The organism is Hominibacterium faecale (assembly GCF_020734085.1).
Taxonomy (GTDB): Bacteria; Bacillota; Clostridia; order Peptostreptococcales; family Anaerovoracaceae; genus Hominibacterium; species Hominibacterium faecale.
Genome location: NZ_JAJAGH010000010.1, coordinates 128,189 through 145,570, shown reverse-complemented (window position 1 = coordinate 145,570; position 17,382 = coordinate 128,189). Strand labels below are relative to the sequence as shown.

At 50.3% G+C, this 17,382-nt stretch carries 16 protein-coding genes and 1 riboswitch; of the genes, 10 read left to right on the top strand and 6 right to left on the bottom strand.

Annotation, left to right across the window (positions count from 1 at the left end; genetic code table 11):
* Window positions 1-67: 67 nt before the first annotated feature.
* Entirely contained in the window at window positions 68-1,222 is a 1,155-nt protein-coding gene (locus LG211_RS15070; RefSeq protein ID WP_269477904.1) for a M20 metallopeptidase family protein, read from the bottom strand.
* A gap of 189 nt (window positions 1,223-1,411) precedes the next feature.
* Window positions 1,412-1,590: riboswitch (Lysine riboswitch) on the top strand.
* A gap of 163 nt (window positions 1,591-1,753) precedes the next feature.
* Between LG211_RS15070 and lysA the strand changes: the two genes are divergently transcribed.
* Genes lysA through dapD form a run of 6 tightly spaced genes read left to right on the top strand, consistent with a single transcriptional unit; the run spans window position 1,754 to window position 7,480 of the window.
* On the top strand, window positions 1,754-3,037 hold the full coding sequence (lysA, locus tag LG211_RS15065; protein ID WP_148397100.1) for a diaminopimelate decarboxylase: 1,284 nt from the start codon (window positions 1,754-1,756) through the stop codon (window positions 3,035-3,037).
* A 58-nt stretch (window positions 3,038-3,095) separates the two neighbouring features.
* A complete protein-coding gene (locus LG211_RS15060; protein ID WP_148397099.1) occupies window positions 3,096-4,304 on the top strand; it encodes an aspartate kinase in 1,209 nt (402 codons plus the stop codon).
* Between the two features lie 11 nt (window positions 4,305-4,315).
* Window positions 4,316-5,137, top strand: a complete 822-nt coding sequence (gene dapF / locus LG211_RS15055) for a diaminopimelate epimerase (RefSeq protein WP_148397098.1) — start codon at window positions 4,316-4,318, stop codon at window positions 5,135-5,137.
* Window position 5,138: 1 nt separating this feature from the next.
* On the top strand, window positions 5,139-6,014 hold the full coding sequence (dapA, locus tag LG211_RS15050) for a 4-hydroxy-tetrahydrodipicolinate synthase (protein ID WP_148397097.1): 876 nt from the start codon (window positions 5,139-5,141) through the stop codon (window positions 6,012-6,014).
* A 37-nt stretch (window positions 6,015-6,051) separates the two neighbouring features.
* On the top strand, window positions 6,052-6,768 hold the full coding sequence (gene dapB, locus LG211_RS15045; RefSeq protein ID WP_148397096.1) for a 4-hydroxy-tetrahydrodipicolinate reductase: 717 nt from the start codon (window positions 6,052-6,054) through the stop codon (window positions 6,766-6,768).
* A gap of 19 nt (window positions 6,769-6,787) precedes the next feature.
* Window positions 6,788-7,480 carry a 2,3,4,5-tetrahydropyridine-2,6-dicarboxylate N-acetyltransferase gene (gene dapD, locus LG211_RS15040; RefSeq protein ID WP_269477903.1) on the top strand — a complete coding sequence of 231 codons (693 nt, stop codon included), beginning with the start codon at window positions 6,788-6,790 and terminating at the stop codon, window positions 7,478-7,480.
* Window positions 7,481-7,588: 108 nt separating this feature from the next.
* Here dapD and LG211_RS15035 read toward each other — a convergent pair whose 3' ends face one another.
* Window positions 7,589-8,992, bottom strand: coding sequence for a hypothetical protein (locus tag LG211_RS15035; protein WP_148397094.1), 1,404 nt, complete (start codon window positions 8,990-8,992; stop codon window positions 7,589-7,591).
* A gap of 173 nt (window positions 8,993-9,165) precedes the next feature.
* Here LG211_RS15035 and LG211_RS15030 point away from each other — a divergent pair, with 173 nt between their 5' ends.
* Entirely contained in the window at window positions 9,166-9,798 is a 633-nt protein-coding gene (locus tag LG211_RS15030; RefSeq protein WP_148397093.1) for a DUF1847 domain-containing protein, read from the top strand.
* Window positions 9,799-9,815: 17 nt separating this feature from the next.
* Here LG211_RS15030 and LG211_RS15025 read toward each other — a convergent pair whose 3' ends face one another.
* Window positions 9,816-10,232 carry a GNAT family N-acetyltransferase gene (locus tag LG211_RS15025; protein WP_148397092.1) on the bottom strand — a complete coding sequence of 139 codons (417 nt, stop codon included), beginning with the start codon at window positions 10,230-10,232 and terminating at the stop codon, window positions 9,816-9,818.
* A gap of 147 nt (window positions 10,233-10,379) precedes the next feature.
* Between LG211_RS15025 and LG211_RS15020 the strand changes: the two genes are divergently transcribed.
* The 3 genes from LG211_RS15020 to LG211_RS15010 are packed head-to-tail and all read left to right on the top strand — an operon-like array spanning window position 10,380 to window position 12,863.
* Window positions 10,380-10,898, top strand: coding sequence for an RNA polymerase sigma factor (locus LG211_RS15020; protein WP_148397091.1), 519 nt, complete (start codon window positions 10,380-10,382; stop codon window positions 10,896-10,898).
* Window positions 10,895-12,673 carry a beta-propeller domain-containing protein gene (locus LG211_RS15015; RefSeq protein ID WP_269477902.1) on the top strand — a complete coding sequence of 593 codons (1,779 nt, stop codon included), beginning with the start codon at window positions 10,895-10,897 and terminating at the stop codon, window positions 12,671-12,673. The genes LG211_RS15020 and LG211_RS15015 overlap by 4 nt, the downstream gene beginning before the upstream one ends.
* A gap of 52 nt (window positions 12,674-12,725) precedes the next feature.
* Window positions 12,726-12,863 (top strand): hypothetical protein, encoded by a 138-nt coding sequence (locus LG211_RS15010; protein ID WP_253020757.1) that lies wholly within the window; start codon window positions 12,726-12,728, stop codon window positions 12,861-12,863.
* A gap of 296 nt (window positions 12,864-13,159) precedes the next feature.
* Here LG211_RS15010 and LG211_RS15005 read toward each other — a convergent pair whose 3' ends face one another.
* Genes LG211_RS15005 through LG211_RS14995 form a run of 3 tightly spaced genes read right to left on the bottom strand, consistent with a single transcriptional unit; the run spans window position 13,160 to window position 17,325 of the window.
* Window positions 13,160-15,025 carry an ABC transporter ATP-binding protein gene (locus tag LG211_RS15005; protein WP_417448609.1) on the bottom strand — a complete coding sequence of 622 codons (1,866 nt, stop codon included), beginning with the start codon at window positions 15,023-15,025 and terminating at the stop codon, window positions 13,160-13,162.
* Entirely contained in the window at window positions 15,022-16,767 is a 1,746-nt protein-coding gene (locus LG211_RS15000; RefSeq protein ID WP_269477901.1) for an ABC transporter ATP-binding protein, read from the bottom strand. Before LG211_RS15000 ends, LG211_RS15005 begins: the two co-directional genes overlap by 4 nt.
* Window positions 16,768-16,800: 33 nt before the next feature.
* Window positions 16,801-17,325 (bottom strand): MarR family winged helix-turn-helix transcriptional regulator, encoded by a 525-nt coding sequence (locus LG211_RS14995; protein ID WP_253020759.1) that lies wholly within the window; start codon window positions 17,323-17,325, stop codon window positions 16,801-16,803.
* Window positions 17,326-17,382: the final 57 nt, after the last annotated feature.

The window sequence follows — 17,382 nt, the reverse complement described above, 5'->3', positions numbered from 1 at the left end:
CTCGGTCCATCACGAACTCCCGGCCCGCCTCAAACCTTTACCGCTGCCTCTCGACACCCAATCCAGCTTACTGATGTAATAGCAGCGTCTTATACAGCTCCAAGCCCTGGACCAATACCTGCTCATCGAAATCAAAATTATTGCTGTGAAGAGCGATCCCGGTTCCCGTTCCCAGAAAAAAGAATACCGAAGGAACCCGCAGACCGTAAAAAGAGTAATCTTCCGAGATCATAGCCGGAAGCTCCATTTCTTCATAGGACAGATGCTCTTTTACAGCAGGAAGGATCTGGTGGTACAGCTCCCGGTTGTTGAATACCGGCGGATAGCCTTCACTGTGGAACGCTTCGATGCGGCAATCATACTTCTCCGACAGCGCATGCGCCGTTTCCTCCAAAATGGACACCAGTCCGGCAAAATCCTCATCGGAGAAGGCCCGCATGGTTCCCAGCAATGCGCTGTAACCGGAGATAACATTGCGCGCAGTTCCGCTTTCCATCTTGCAGATTTGAACGATTGTCCGCTCCTCCGGCGTGGGGTCGGCCTTGCACCTTTTTTGATGGAGAGCGTAAATCTCCTCGATGTAGCGGCAGCCGATCAAGAGCGCGTCGATTCCATTTTCCGGAGCCGTGGCATGGGAGGTACGGCCGAACACCTCAATAGTAATCTCCGAAGAACGGGGCATCATTGGGCCCCCTTTGCTGCAGATTCTTCCTGCCTCAAGAAACGGCCACATATGAACGCCAAAGATTCGGTCCACATGATAGGTTTCCAACACTCCGGTCTCGCAGATTTCCTTTGCGCCTCCCGTCGTTTCCTCAGCCGGCTGAAAAATACAAAGAACGTTGGCAGGAAGCTCCTTTTGTGTATCAACATATTGAACCATCGTCAGCACCATCGCCATATGGCCGTCATGGCCGCAGGCATGCATCCTGCCCTCATGAAGAGAGGTGTAGTCCGCCTGGTTTACTTCCGTCACCGGCAGCGCGTCCATATCCGCCCGAAAGGCGGTGGTCGTGTCCTTCCCGCGATCAAAATACGCATAAAGCCCCGACTCCATCACCTCAACAACCTGACAATCCAGCTGATCCAGGACAGACTTGATATAAGCCTTTGTTTTCGGCAAGTCGCGGCCCAGCTCGGGAATTTTATGTAACTCTCTTCTATGGAGAGTAAGCAGCTTTTGAAAATCCATAAATCTGGTCCCTTTCTCTTTTTTAACCATGATACTATCCGCGCTGGCTCTTGTCAAAGAAAAACCGGCGGAAAGATGCTGATGACCAGCAAGAACTGTCAGCTCAAAAATCTGCCGTGGAGCAGAACAATTTATTGATCAGACACAGAAATTCAAAAAAAATTGTACAAATTCACAAAAAAGGGTTGCAATATCAGTGAATTTCTAGTACACTAAGCACAAGTTGATAGAGGCGCGAAGCAAAAGAAGGATCAGAGAGCCGGCAGGCACAGACCTGATCTGGAGGTACCTTCGCCGAATCGAAGTTTCCAGGCATGGCGCTTCGGTGGGCATACAGCGAACAGCTGTGTGACTGTCTGTTTTGAACCACGATTCAAAACAGTTGAGCTATCCGTTCGTGACATTTGATTGATTCAGTTTCATTTGGAGGCGGCGTTTACCGCCATCAGATACTGTTAATTATGGTCAGCGGGGATTGCTCGCTGGCCTTTTTTCGTATAGATCAAAGGACTGCGGGATCATATCAACAGAAATAAACTAAAGGAAAAGAGAAGAAACAACATGGCAACATTAGAAATCGGAGGAATTGACTGCAAAAGACTGGCAGAAATTTCAGGAACACCGCTCCTGATCTACGATGAAGCAAAAATTGAAGAGCAGCTGGCAGCAGCGACAGAGAATTTCCAATCCCAGAGGTTTGAGACGGAAGTGGTCTACGCGGCCAAAGCCTTTTCCTGCAAAGCCATCTTTGAAAAGGTGCGGCAGGCGGGCGCGGGGCTGGATGTAGTCAGCGGCGGCGAGCTGTACTGCGCTCACCAGGCGGGCATGCCCATGGAAAAGGTCTATTTCCACGGCAACAACAAGTCGGAAGAAGAGCTGAGAATGGCCCTGGAGCTGGGCTGCGGCACCATTGTACTGGACAACGACATGGAATGCCGAAAACTGACCCGGCTGGCGGAAGAGTTGAAAAAACCCATACAGGTTCTATTGAGAGTCAATCCGGGCATCGAAGCACATACCCACGAATACATCCGAACATCCGGGTCCGACTCCAAATTCGGAATATCCATCGCCAAGAAGAATGAGATCAAAGCACTGGTAAACATCGCCATGCTCAGCGACTACGTTCAGTTCAAAGGTTTTCACAGCCATATCGGTTCCCAGATCACAGAAGCGGCAGCGTTTGAAGAGGCACTGGCCATCATGCTGGGATTTATCCGTGAAATGCGGGACGGCTACAACATATCGACAAAGCATCTTAGTATAGGGGGTGGATTCGGCATAAGATATACTGCCGATGATAAACCGATCCCCTTGGGGGAAATGGCGGAAATTCTGGCCCGTACCTGCGAGAGGCTTTTGGATGAAAAAGGCGTCAGGCTGGAAAAGCTCCTGATCGAACCGGGAAGGTCCATCGTAGGGGAGGCGGGATACTCACTTTATAAAGTGGGATTCAGTAAAGATACCGACACCAAGCACTTTCTCTTTGTGGACGGAGGCATGAGCGACAACATCAGACCGGCGCTCTACCAGGCGGATTACAGCTGTGACATCGCAAATCGTCTCGGAGAGGCTAAGAATAAAACTTACTGTATCGCCGGGAAAAACTGCGAGTCAGGAGATATTCTCATCAAGGAAGCAAAACTTCCTGATACGGCCTGTGAGGGAGATTTGCTGGTGATGTACGCGACCGGAGCCTACGGCTACTCGATGGCGAGCAATTACAACCGGGCAGGACGGCCGGAAGTAATCTTTGTAAAAGACGGCAAAGCCCGCAGAGTGCTCAAGCGGGAGTCCTATGAAGACCAGCTCAGGCTGGAGGCGGATGAACCGCTCAGCCTTTAGTCTTCTGCCAGAGCATAAAACAGTGGAGATTTTTATCACATAAGAAAGGATAATAAAGATGAATGTAGTACAAAAATACAATGGCAGGTGCGTCGATACCATTGACAAAATAAAGGCCATAGCCAAACATGTGGCCGAGACCAGACAAGAAGGCGACGGACTGGTTATCGTTGCCAGCGCAATGGGAAGGACCACAGACCGTCTGATGAAGATGGCGCAGGAAGTTGGCGAGGAGATTCCAAAGCGAGAGCTGGATGCCCTTCTTGCCACCGGGGAGCAGCAGTCCGTTGCGCTTTTAGCCATCGCTCTCAACAATCTGGGAGTACCGGCGGTGTCCATGACCGGGTTCCAATCAGGATTCATTACCAACGATTACCACACCAACGCCAAGATCAAAGAGATCAATACGGAAAAGGTGGAAGAAATTATTGCCCAGGGAAAGGTTGCGGTAGTAGCCGGTTTCCAGGGCGTCAGTGAGGACGGAGACGTGACCACTCTTGGAAGAGGCGGCTCCGACATCACAGCCGTAGCCATAGCGGCTCATCTGGAATGGCCGTGCGAAGTATACAGCACAACAGACTGCCTCTATACGGTTGATCCACAGGTCTATCCACAGGCAAAGCGTCTGCCCGCCATCACCTACGAGGAAATGATGGAACTGGCCAATCTGGGAGCGGATAAACTGGAAACTCGCAGCGTGGAGCTGGCCAAAAAATACGGCGTTAAGTTATTTTTAGGAAAGTCATTGGAAAGGGATAAAAGTAAAGGAACATACATCATGAACAACGATAATTTATTAGTAGAAGATATGCCGGTTACAGGCATGAGCATCCAGGAAGATATCGCTATTTTCACACTGAAGAATGTAAAGAACGACGGCAGAACCGTTGCCGAATGCTTCAAGATTCTGGGAGAGCTGAACATCAATGTTGATATGATCTCCCAGCAGAGCACGGGCAAGGATACTTGCTCCGTATCCTTCAGCTGCACCAGAGCGCAGGGCAAAGAACTGAAAAAGCATATCGATGCAGACAAAGCCTTTGCCGGCGTGACCGTTGAATGCGAAGAAGATCTGGCGATGATCTCTCTTGTGGGTGTAGGAATGGCAACTCATTCCGGCGTGGCCAGCGAAGTGTTCAATGTACTGGCGGCCAATGACATCAAATACTATCATATAACGACTTCTGAAATCTCCATTTCCGTAACCGTGGATATGGAGTGGAAGATCAAAGCGGCCCTTGCCTTAGCGCAGGCATTTGATCTGTAAGGAGAAAAGCAATGATTCCATTTGCCAAGTATCACGGATGCGGGAACAACTTTATCATTGTAAAAGAACAGGATGTTCTGGGAAAGGACTACAGCCTGCTGGCGCAAGCCGTGTGCTGCGCCGCTACCGGAATCGGAGCCGACGGACTGATTGTCGTCAGGGAAGAGCCGGAGCTGGAGATGGTTTTTTACAATATGGATGGAAGCCGCGCTCCCATGTGCGGAAACGGCATCCGCTGCTTTGCGGCATATTGCTTTGATAACGGGATTCGGACAGAAGCGGTTTATCCGGTCAAGACACTGGCGGGGGAAATGATCGTAAACAGGATCGAAACTTCCCCCTTCCTGGTCAAGATCAGCATGGGAAAGCCCAGCTTTCGGTCGGCCGATTTCGGCGTTCTTGACGGTTCGGAGACCTTTCTTGCGCAGGAACTGGAGACCACAGAAGGAACCTTTACGGTCAGCAGCTGTTTTATGGGCACGGTCCATACGGTGGTCTGGGTGGAGGAATTTCCTTCCGAATCAGCGGCAAGCCAGCTTTCAAACCATCCCGTTTTCACCGAGAAAACCAACGTAAATTTTGTAAAGAGAATGGATTCCAAAACACTTGCCATCAAGACCTTTGAACGGGGTGTAGGGTTTACCTTTGCCTGCGGCACAGGAGCCTGCGCGTCTCTGGTCATGGGTATCAGGCAGGGCAGATGCGGCAGCAAAGTAACGGTCCGCCTGCCATACGGCCGCTTGATCATCGAGCAGCTGCCGGACGGCGAAGTAACGATGGCCGGTCCTGCGGTAAGGGTTGCGGAAGGTACATATATTCAGGAGGAAATTTAAAATGATAAGAGGCTCAATGGTGGCATTGATTACACCATTCAACGAAGACGGAAGCGTCAATTACGACAAGCTCAGAGAGCTGGTCGAATGGCATATAGCCGAGCAGACCGACGCCATTCTGGTGCTGGGAACTACGGCGGAAACACCGGCTCTGACCATAACCGAAGAAGATGAGATCGCCAGGATCTCCATTGAAACTGCGGCAGGCAGAGTTCCTATCATCGTAGGCAGCGGATCCAACAATACGATGATCGCCATGGAACAGAGCATCAAATACGAAAAAATGGGAGCTGACGCCCTGCTGGTCATCACCCCTTATTACAACAAAACCAACAAAGCAGGAATGGTCAACCATTTCTATACCGTAGCCGATGCGGTCAATATTCCCATCTATGTCTACAACGTTCCCGGACGGACGGGCGTTTCTCTGACTTATGAAGCATTAGCCGAGATCAGCAAGCATAAGAATATTGTAGGCATTAAGGAAGCCAGCGGAGACATGTCCTTTATCACCAAAATCTCCAGGCTGATCACCGATGATTTTAACGTATACTGCGGAAACGACGATATCTCCATCCCTCTGATGTCAATGGGTGGAGCGGGAATCATTTCCGTGCTGGCCAACATTTTGCCGCGTCAGACACATGAGATGGCCATGGCCTATCTGGAGGGCGATGTGAAAAAGGCCGCTGATATGCAGAAGTATTATCTGGACTTTATCAATGCGCTCTTTATCGAAACCAATCCGATTCCAATTAAGGAGGCCATGAATCTGGTGGGAATGAACGTAGGCGGCTATCGAATGCCGCTGTGCACCATGGAAGAAGATACAAAAGCAAAGCTGATCGAGACCATGAAAGCGATCGATTTACTATAAGGTATTTGTGCAGAAAGGAAAATGGGAGGAGGAGAATATGAACGCAGCCATTTTAGGCGCAGGAGCAATGGGCCATGTACTGGCCCAAACGATTGAAGAACACCAGGGCATGTCCCTGTCGGGAATCGTGGAACCGAGGAACGGGGAGCGGATTCACGATATTGAAGGTCAAGTGGACGTGGTCATCGACTTCAGCAACCCGGACAATCTGGAAATGCTGATGGACTACTGCATTGCCAGGTCTTGCCCGGCAGTGATCGCGACCACAGGGTTCAGCCTGGAGCAGCAGCAAATGATCACGGATATGGCCCAGCAGGTACCGGTGGTATTTGCAGCCAACTTTTCTCTGGGAATCACGGTGATGAAGCGGGTTTTGCAAGAGATCACGCCGATTCTGGAGGATAGCTTTGATATCGAGGTTATTGAAAAGCACCATAACAAAAAGCTGGATTCACCCAGCGGTACGGCCAAGATGCTGGTAAATGCCATCAACGGCCAAGGGAAATATGAGGAAGTACACGGCAGAGAAGGAAACCGCAAAAGAGGACGGGAGATCGGCATCCATGCTATTCGCGGCGGCACCATCGCCGGAGAACACGATGTGATCTTTGCCGGAGATGATGAAATTTTAGAAATCAAACATACGGCCGGTTCCAAGAAAATCTTTGCCGCAGGTGCTGTGAAGGCGGCGGCTTTTGCCCAGACAGCAGGACCAGGCTTGTATAATATGGAAAATGTGCTGTTTGGCGATTAAAAAAGGAAGCGAGTTACAGATGGAAGCAAGAGAATTAATAGAATTTATAGGAAACGCAGAAAAAAAGACCCCCGTAAAAGTCTATGTTAAAGAAAAAGCGCCGGTGGATTTTGGAGAGTGCCAGGTATTCGGAACCGGCGATAAGATCGTGTTTGGCGATTGGAAGGTGCTGGGCCCTGTGCTTGAAGCCAACAAAGATAAACTTGAAGATTTTGTAGTAGAAAGCGACTGCCGCAATTCGGCAATCCCGCTTTTGAATACGCGCAACATCAATGCCCGCATTGAACCGGGCGCCATTATCCGGGATATGGTTGAGATTGGTGATAACGCAGTAATCATGATGGGAGCGGTCATCAATATCGGCTCCGTCATAGGTTCAGGAACCATGATTGACATGGGAGCGGTACTCGGCGGCAGAGCGACAGTTGGAAAAAACTGTCATATTGGTGCAGGAACGGTCCTGGCCGGCGTGATCGAGCCGCCCAACGCAACGCCTGTTACCATTGAAGATAATGTAGTAATCGGCGCTAATGCAGTAGTCCTGGAAGGCTGCCGGGTTGGAAAAGGCGCGGTGGTTGCCGCAGGGGCTGTTGTCATTGAAGACGTTCCGGCTGGCGCTGTGGTTGCAGGCGTTCCGGCCAGAGTGATCAAATCCGCCCAAGATACCAGTGCGGAAAAGATCGAGATCGTGGATGCCCTGAGGCAGCTGTAGACAAAGACCCTGGGCCGGGAAAACTAAGCAAATAGAAAGCGGTCAGCCGCATGAAGAAAATTTCTTTCCTTCACGCAGCTGACCGCTTTTATCGTTATGGCAGTATGTTTATTCTGTTTTTCTCCTGCTGATGAGGGCGGCTGCTCCCGCAGCCAGCAGTACGATGTAAAGGAATACCAGTCCTGCACCATAGTCTCCGGTCTGGGGTGAAGAGGAAATGTCGGATACAGAGGCGCTGGCGGTTAGGGATTTATCGGTGCCGTACTGGACCGAGGCATCTACAGCAGGGCTTCCGTCGGCGTTGAGGATTGCTTGCAGGGAAAGTCCCTCGTCGTAATAGGTCCCCACCTTTCCGCCGCTGGGAGTAGATACGTGACTGCCTTTGCTGATGTTAATGCTGCGTCCGGCCAGAAGAGGGAAAGTACGGTCCTGATAATGGTACTTGCTGCTCCCCGCATATCCATCAGCCGTGACCTTTCCGCCTTTTGCCAGATCAATATTCAGATCCCTCCCGGCAAAAATCATGGCAGCGGTATCGCCAGGAGACAGGTATTTGTTAAATTTAGCCGTGACCACCGATTTCCCCTTGATATTGAGATCACGAATCGCCATAAAGGAACCTCCATTGACCACTGCGTTTTTAAAATTCAAATCCTGGAATGCCATCGCGCCCAGGGTCAAATCCAAGCGGCTGTTTTTCGTACCAACCAGGGTGATATCACCCATTCCTACGATTGCGTCAATGCGGTTTTCCCCCTGAATCTTAATGGTAAGGTCTGTCAGAGAATTGCCGTTTTCGTCCGCCGACATCAAGGCAATTACATTGCTGCCATGATCCAGATTATCGATGGTAATGGCGGTCACTGCCATCGTGCAGAGAATTGCCAGATCGTCGGTGGCTGTTCCGCTGACGGTAATCCCGTCCTTTTGGATGACCAGGGTCTGCTGACTGGAATCGTAAACCCAGTCCTTGCCTTCGATTCCGCCGGATATGGTGACTCCGGCAGCCGTTTTCTTTACGGTAGCAATGGTCTTAGACTTGGCAGCGCCAGCTTGTTCTTTGGGGGCGCCCTCCATTGGAGCCGCGGCTTTTTTCGTCGTCAGGGAAGCTGCAGAAGTCTCCTGCTCAGCGGCAGGCGTACTGGCTTGGCTTTGACTAAAAGCATTAGAGCTTTCAACAGATGCCGGCTCAGGCTGCGGTGACTCTGTCGGAGAATCTGAAGGAGCGGCGGCAGAACTTTCCTGCTCAGAGGTGCTCTGATTTTGGACCGTGCCTTGCGGTTCCCCGCCCTTGTCGTCAGCAGTAGTCGGCTCTGCCTGCGGCATTGGGCTTTCGGGAGGGTCTGTGACTTCGGCAGGCGCTTTCTGCGGCTCTGCGGCATCGGTACTGATTACAGGCTCTGTTTGCTGATTGGCCTGCGGATCAGCTTCTGCGGCGAAAGCCAGCTGCGGGAACATGCAGATGAGCAGACAGACGCAGATTGTGATAGATAGGATCTTTCTTCTTTTCATAATGAGTCCTCCTCGTATTAGAAAGGAGCAATATACGGTTATCTATAGAGTATCACAATCGGCCCTGATTGCCAATCCATTTATTCCTGGTATTAAGTGGCTGAAATGGATTGCAGCGGGCAGCAAAAGAAAGGTATAATAGGAATAAAGTTTAATGAGAAAAGAGGATGCTTATGAGTGATAAAACCATGTCCTGTGTGGACTGCGCTGTGCGCAACTGCGAGTTTTTGGACCGGATGTACCCGGACTTTTGTCCGACTGCTGCGCTGACGGACGAGCAGGTTGAGGAAGTTTTGCAGTGCTACGGTCAGGAAGAGAATAAGCGGGCTGCCATTGCGGCCGCTGAGGTGGAAACAGAAGGATACTGCATGGATTGCAGGGTGGAAGAGGTGATGAATTTTGCCGAAAAAATCGGCGCCAAGAAGCTGGGCATCGCCACCTGCGTAGGTCTGCTCAAGGAGTCGAGAACCCTGACTAAAATTTTGAGGAACCGCGGTTTTGAGGTTTACGGCGTTGCATGCAAAGTAGGGGCTATCCCCAAGACTTCCGTAGGCATTGATGCCAAATGCGAGGAACTGGGCGTTTCCATGTGCAACCCGATCATGCAGGCCAAGCTGCTCAATGAGGCGGGGACCGATCTCAACCTGGTCATGGGTCTGTGCGTAGGCCATGACAGCCTGTTTTATAAATACTCACAGGCACTGGCCACAACCGTTGTCACTAAAGACCGGGTGCTGGGCCACAATCCGGCTGCAGCTTTGTATACGGCTGAGAGCTATTACAAGAAATTAATGAAGGGCAAATAGAGAATTATCGCTGCCAATCACCCGTTGATCCAGCGGACCATGCCGGCGCCCATGTGGTCGTTGGGCCTTGTTACAAAGCCCAGCTTTTCATAGAAACTCTCATTGCCGGGGGTGGCCATCAGATTGACCATGATACAGCTGCCGTCTCTGGCCAGCTCATCGATCCAGCTGTTGATCCGGTTCATCATCTCTCTGCCAATCCCCCGGCCCTGATACTCCGGCAGGACCATAACATCGACGATCAGGAACATATAACCCCCATCGCTGATCACCCTAGCCATGCCCGCCGGCAGACCGCCGTCCCAGGCGGATATGAGATAAGCGGAATTTTTCAAGCCTCTGGCGGCCTGCGCCGAGTCCAGCGCCTTCCATCCAACTCCGTGTCTAAGTGTATGATAAGCTTCTGTAGAGATTTCATTTCTGTAAGTAATCATTTCGTTTTTCCTTTCCTTGTGCTATGGTTAAGTATACGATGAAAATGATGAGCCGGCAAGATCCGGCATTTCCATAAAAAAGTTTTCTTCCTATGCAACAATCAGGGCCGCTTGAAGATCAAATAAGTGAAAGAAAGGAGATTGGCCATGAATATTGACCGTCAGGAACTGGTGCGGCAGGCAAAGAAGGGCAGCACCCAAGCCTTCGCCGCCCTTTATGAAGAAATATACATGGATCTGTATCGCTTCGCCTTTTACACGATGAAACAGCCTCAGGATGCGGAAGATGCGGTCAGCGAGGCTGTTATGACAGCCTTCGAAAAAATCGGGATGCTGAAAAAGGCGGATGCTTTCAAAAGCTGGATGTTTCAGATTCTGGTCAATCAATGCCGCAAAAAGTTGAAGCAAAAGGAGCGTCAGCAGCAGCTGGGGCAGGAAGAGGAGCCTTATCTGGCAGCTGACCCCGGCACGACCCTCAGTCTGAGGGAAGCCTTTGAACAGCTCAGCGACCAGGAGCGGATGATTGTGGCCCTCTCCGTATTCGGAGGATATCGCAGCGGCGAAATCGGGGAGCAAATGGGACTTCCCGCGCCAACAGTACGCTCCAAGATGAGCAGAGCCTTTCAAAAAATGCGGCGGTTTCTAGGGGAGGAGGAGAGCATATGAAAGAAGAGGATCTGAGAAAAAAGCTGCAAAAGGATGGGGAAACCATTGAGATTCCGGAGAGCTTGAAGCCGGATCGGATACAAAATCGCCTGGAGCAGTCAGCCCGAAAAAAGCAGCGCACCTGGGTCAAAGTCATTGCCGGGGCTGCGGCGTTGATGCTGGTGGTGGGCAGCGGGTTTTTGCTGAGCCAGACAAAAGGCAAGGACAGCGACAGCTATGGGGAACTTTATCAGACGCTGCAGGAGCTTACGAGTCAGCAGAATAGTCTGATCGACAACCGGATCATGGATAAAGCGGAAGTCGGAGTGCCGGAGAGCGCGGCGCGTACCTTTTCCGAAGACGAATCGGCGAAGGAATCTTTTTCCGACACCAATATACAGGTGGAAGGCGTGGATGAAGGTGACATTGTTAAAACGGACGGAGAGTATCTTTACGTTTTGGACCGGGATTATGTCTCCGTATCCATCGTCAAGGCAAAGGCCGGAAAGATGAAAACATGCTCTGTGATTCCGCTGGACAGCCAGCTTACGGCACAGGAGCTTTATGTGGAAGGAGACCGCCTGTCGGTTACCGGCACTCGTCAGGCTGAGAAAGGCGGCGTTGAGACGATCGTCCGCACCTACGATATGAAGGACCGTCAGAAGCCTGAACATATGGGCACTGTGGCCCAGAGCGGCGAGCTTCATACAAGCAGGATGGAGGGCGGTTATCTGTATATCTTCAGCAACTATTATCCCGATCTTCCGGAAAGCCGGAATAAGACCGACCAATATGTGCCGCTGGTGAATGGGGAGACGATCAAAATGCCGGAAATCATTGTGCCGGAAAACCCGCAGACTCCCCAATACTTGGTGATGACAGCAATTGATCTTACAAAGCCGGACCGGGCATCTGACCGCAAATCGGTTCTTTCATCCGGCGATACGTTTTATGTGAGCCAGAAACACATCTATGCAGCTTCAGATCGGAGCCAGGACGGAAAGGACACGGAGATCCGCAAGTTTTCTTATAAAGACGGGAAAATCCAATACCAGACGACCGGCAAGGTAAAGGGTTATTTCAATGATTCTTTTTCAATGGATGAATATAAGGGTAATCTGCGGCTGGTTACCACACTGAACGGAGCGTCGGGAAGCACCTATAACAACGTCTATGTGCTGGACGAAAATATGAAGGTAACGGGCAGCATTCTCAAGCTGGCCAAGGATGAACGGATCTATTCAGCCAGGTTTCTCCAGGACAGAGGCTATTTTGTGACCTACAGGCAAACGGACCCGCTGTTTTCCGTCGATCTGTCCGACCCCGCAAATCCGAAAATCCTGGGCGCGCTGAAGATACCGGGCTTTTCGGAATATCTGCATTTTTACGGGAAGGACCGGCTGCTGGGAATCGGGCAGGCTGCCGATGAAAACGCAGTTACTTCCGGGGTGAAGCTGTCCATGTTCGATATCAGCGACCCTTCCCAGGTGAAGGAAGAAAGTACGGTTATCATAAAGGATACGTTTGACGCAGAAGTCCTGTCCAATCATCGGGCAGTCATGATCGACCCTGAGAAGAATATTTTCGGCTTTGCTGCAAGCGGGAGAAAAGGGGCCGGCTACTATATCTATCGGTATGAAAACGGCTTCAAGCAGGTGTTTAAAGAGCCGGTAGGAAACAACTGCTATGACATTCGGGGCCTGTATATCGGGGATGTGTTTTATCTTGTTCAGATGAACCAGATTAGGAGCTATCAGCTGCCGGATTTTAGAAAAATTGATTTGCTGAATATTTAAAGGAATAAAAAGAATCCGGATGGACCATAATCCAGTTAAAGGAGGTTGGAATATGGTTTATACATACAAGCTGGATGAAAAAGGAATACCCTACCGGGCATCGATCATGGCCTGCCAGGGGGGAGAGGGAGATTCTGATTTGCTGCCCCACGACGGGCAGCTGGAAAGCTTCCATTTATATATGTTTTAACGGATAAGAAAACAGGGCTGATACACAAGTTGCTTCGTGTATCAGCCCTGTTTTTAATTTCATTTCCCTTGCTGCGTCATCTGGGAAAACTTTGATAAAAATCCGCATTATTTACGCAAAGTTGTGGATTTAAGGGACCTGGTTGATAGGAAAAGAAGCAATATTGGCTTTTGAGCCCAATTAAGAGGGCATAGCCGTTGCAAAAAGCGCAAATTTCGAGAAACTTTTTTGATTTTTTCCCTGATTTGATTTTTTCTCCGATCCTGCCTGCTTCTCCAACCTGGACCCGCATCTGCCTACTCGCCGCTGAACTGGCTGTTATACAGATTGGCGTAAAATCCATCCTTCGCCAACAGATCTTCATGGGTGCCCTGCTCGATAATATCGCCGTGGTTCATGACCAGGATCATATCAGCGTCACGAATGGTTGAAAGTCGGTGGGCAATGATAAAGCTGGTTCTGCCCTCCATCAAATTAGCCATGGCTTTTTGTATCAGCGTTTCGGTTCTGGTATCCACCGAGCTGGTGGCTTCGTCCAGAATTAAAATTGGCGTATCCGCCAGGATTGCCCGGGCGATGGTCAAAAGCTGCTTTTGACCTTGAGAAATATTGGACGCTTCCTCATTGATCTCCATGTCATAGCCCTTTGGCTGGGTCTTGATGAAATGGTGAATATGGGCTGCCTTGGCTGCCTCCGCCACCTCATCGTCACTGGCGGTCATCTTTCCGTAACGGATATTTTCGCGGACCGTGCCGCTGAAGAGCCAGGTATCCTGAAGGACCATTCCGAAGATGCTGCGCAGATCCTTGCGGGAATAATCCTTAATATCGTGGCCGTCAACGGTGATGCGTCCACGGTTCAGCTCATAGAAACGAAGCAGCAGTTTGACGATGGTCGTCTTACCGGCTCCGGTCGGCCCGACGATGGCTACCCGCTGGCCTGGCTTCACATTGAAGTTAAAGTCCTTAATAATCAGCTCGTTGTCGTTGTAGCCAAAACCCACATGCTCAAAGCTGACTTCTCCGTGAAGGATTTCCCGATTGAGGGGAAGCGTGTGGGCGGAAGAGCCGTCAGCAGCCACATCGGCTGAAATGTCCTCCTCCTCTTCGGCGATGAACTCAAAGACACGTTCCGCTGCCGCTGCGGTTGATTGGAGCAGGTTGGCGACGTTGGCAACCTGAGCTACCGGTTGATTGAAGGAACGTACATATTGAATAAACGCCTGGATATTGCCAATGGTGATGGTTCCCTTCAGCGCCAGATGGCCGCCCAAAATGCAAACGGCAACATAGGCCAGATTGCCCACAAAATTGGTCAGAGGCATCATCAGACCGGACAAGAACTGGGATTTCCATGCGGACTCATAGAGTTTTTCATTATAATGGTCAAAGACTTCTTCGGAGTTTTCCTCTTGATTAAAGGCTTTTACAATGGTATGGCCAGTATACATTTCTTCAACATGACTGTTGACTTCGCCCAGATATCTCTGCTGATTTTTAAAGTGGACCTGTGTCTTGCTGATAATCAGACGAATGATCAGCATCGACAGCGGAAGCACGACTAGAGCGGTGATGGTCATCAGCAGATTGATGCGGATCATCATCACTAGGATGCCGATGATGGTGGTAATGCTGGTAATCACTTGGGTCAAACTTTGAGAAAGCGTCTGGTTAACCGTTTCAATATCATTGACTACACGGCTCTGAATTTCGCCGTGGGTTTTGCTGTCAAAATACTTGAGCGGCAGCCGGTCCATTTTTTCCGACATGGCCCTGCGAAGGCTGTAGATGATTTTCTGCGATACTCCGGCCATAATATAGCCCTGGATGGTGGAGAAGGCAAAGCTGAGGCCGTATAGAATGATCAGGAAAATCAAAATCTGCAGCAGGGCGCCGAAATCAATGCCGGTTTTGGACATCAGGCCTTTAACGACTTCGTCGGTAGCATCCCCCAAAATGGTCGGGGAGATGATGTTAAAAATAGTGCTGGCAATGGCAAAGATAAAAACCACTGCCACTGCGATCCGATAGGGCTTTAAATAAGAGAGCAGTGTTTTCATCGTGCCCTTAAAATCTTTTGCTTTTTCGCCCGGCATCATACCGCCGGGACCGCCGCCGCCGGGGCCTCTTCTTCGTTTCGGTCTTGGATTTGAATTAGTCATTGCTGTTTGCCCCCCTTTCCCAATTCCTCTTCGCTTAACTGCGACGAGGCGATTTCCTGGTAAACCTGACAGTTTTTCAGCAGCTCCTGATGGGTGCCGATGCCGGCGACCCTTCCCTCATCGAGAACGACGATTTTGTCAGCGTCCATGATGGTATTGATCCGCTGTGCTACGATCAGCATGGTGCTTGCGCCCACTTTTTCTTTCAGAGCTGTCCGCAGGGCCGCGTCCGTCTTAAAATCCAGAGCAGAGAAGCTGTCGTCAAATATATAAATCTGCGGCTTTTTCACCAGCGCCCGTGCGATGGAAAGGCGCTGCTTTTGTCCGCCGGATACAGTGGTTCCTCCCTGGGCCACTGGTTCATTGAACCCATCTGTCTTTTCTTCAATAAAATCCATAGCCTGGGCGGTGCGGACCGCATCTTCAAGTTCTTCCATAGAAGCATCCTCTTTTCCGTATTTCAAGTTGGAATCAATGGTGCCGGAAAATAGGACGCCTTTTTGCGGAACGTAGCCGATGGCATCCCGAAGGCTTTTCTGGGAGATTTGGCGAATATCCGTGCCGTCCAGCAGTATTTTGCCTTCGGTAACATCGTAAAAACGAGGGATTAACCCGATCAAGCTGGACTTACCGCTGCCGGTTCCCCCGATAATGGCCGTTGTCTCCCCGGGGTTGGCAATAAAACTGATATTGGAAAGAGTTGCTTCTTCGGCATCTGGATACGAAAAAGAAACGTTTCTGAACTCGACGACACCGGCTGGATGGGTTATTTCTTTACAATCGGGAGCATCCTCAATGGTCGGCTTAACGGCGAGTACAACTCCGATTCTTTGACCGGAAACCGCAGCTCTCGGAATCATAATGAACATCATGGTGATGAAGAGGAAAGACATGATGATCTGCATGGCGTACTGCATAAAAGCCAGCATATCGCCGATCAAAAGATTCTGTGCATCGATCAGCTTGGCACCTACCCAAACGATGAGAATACTGGACAGGTTCATCACAAGCATCAGCGCCGGCATCATAAAGGACATGGCACGATTTACGAACATGTTGATCCTCTTTAATTCCAGATTTGCCTCATCAAAACGTTTTTCTTCGTAAGGCTCAGAGGTGAAAGCACGTACGACCAAAAGTCCGGACAGCCGTTCCTGCATGATCAGATTAATCCGGTCCAGCTTGGACTGGAGGACTTTAAACTTGGGCATGACCAGCAGGAATGCCAGCACCATGATACAAAGGATCACCAGCACAGCTAAAGCGATGGTCCAAGAAAGCGGAACGCTGGTTCTCAAGGCCTTAATGACAGCGCCAATACCCATGATCGGTGCAAAACAAGCTATCCGCAGGATCATGACCGTGGACTGCTGCACCATTTGTACATCATTGGTAGAGCGAGTAATCAAAGAGGCAGTTGAAAATTGTTCCAGTTCTGCCGCAGAAAAAGCGGTGACTCGCTTAAAGAGGGCTCCGCGGATATCACGGGAAGATTTTGCAGCTACTCTGGCAGAAAAGAGACCAGCGAGGCCGGTGCAGAGTACAACTGCCAGAGAAACCAGAAGCATGATGGCTCCAATTTTATAGATGTAGGTCATATTGCCCTTGATAATCCCGTTGTTGATGATGTCGGACATATACCCAGGCAGTGCCAGTTCACACAGGGCCTGGCCGAATAGAGCGGCAATGATCAGAACAATGATTGGGATATAAGGCTTATAGTATTTTAGCATTTCTTTCATATCGTAAAATCCCCTTTCGTTGATTGCGTTCGGTTAGCGGTGTCGTTTTCCGGCCTCTGAAGCTGGACGGCCGCGGCTGGCTCTTCCGCATCCCGGAGGCGGACCCGGCTGGGTCAATTCGTGCCGGTCCTCGCCAGCAGCTTCCAGAACATTATTGCAGGCAACCGTCACTAAGCTCTTAAACAGCTGCTGTTCTTCATCTGTCATATTTTGTGTCAAGATGCGATCAAAGGATCGCATGGTCCTTTCTGCTTCAACATGCAGATCTTGGGCTTTTTCTGTCGGATACAGCTCATAAGCCCGCCGATCCCGGCTGCTTTGAACCCGGCGAATATAGCCTTCTTCGATCAGCGGGCGAACCCCCTTGGCAACGGCGCCCTTATTAAGGCGCAGATACGAGGATAACGCCTCCTGTGAAATCCCGGGCTGTTTGCAGACACACATAATGTACCCCATTTGATGGCCGGATATTTTAAATTTTTTCAGTTCCTTGATGTGATACAAGATGCTGAATCTGTGTATAATCGAGAAACTTGTCAAATAACTGTGATCTTCCATGTTACAGCCTCCCCTGCAGCAAATATAGTTGAACTGGCAACCATATTACTACAACAA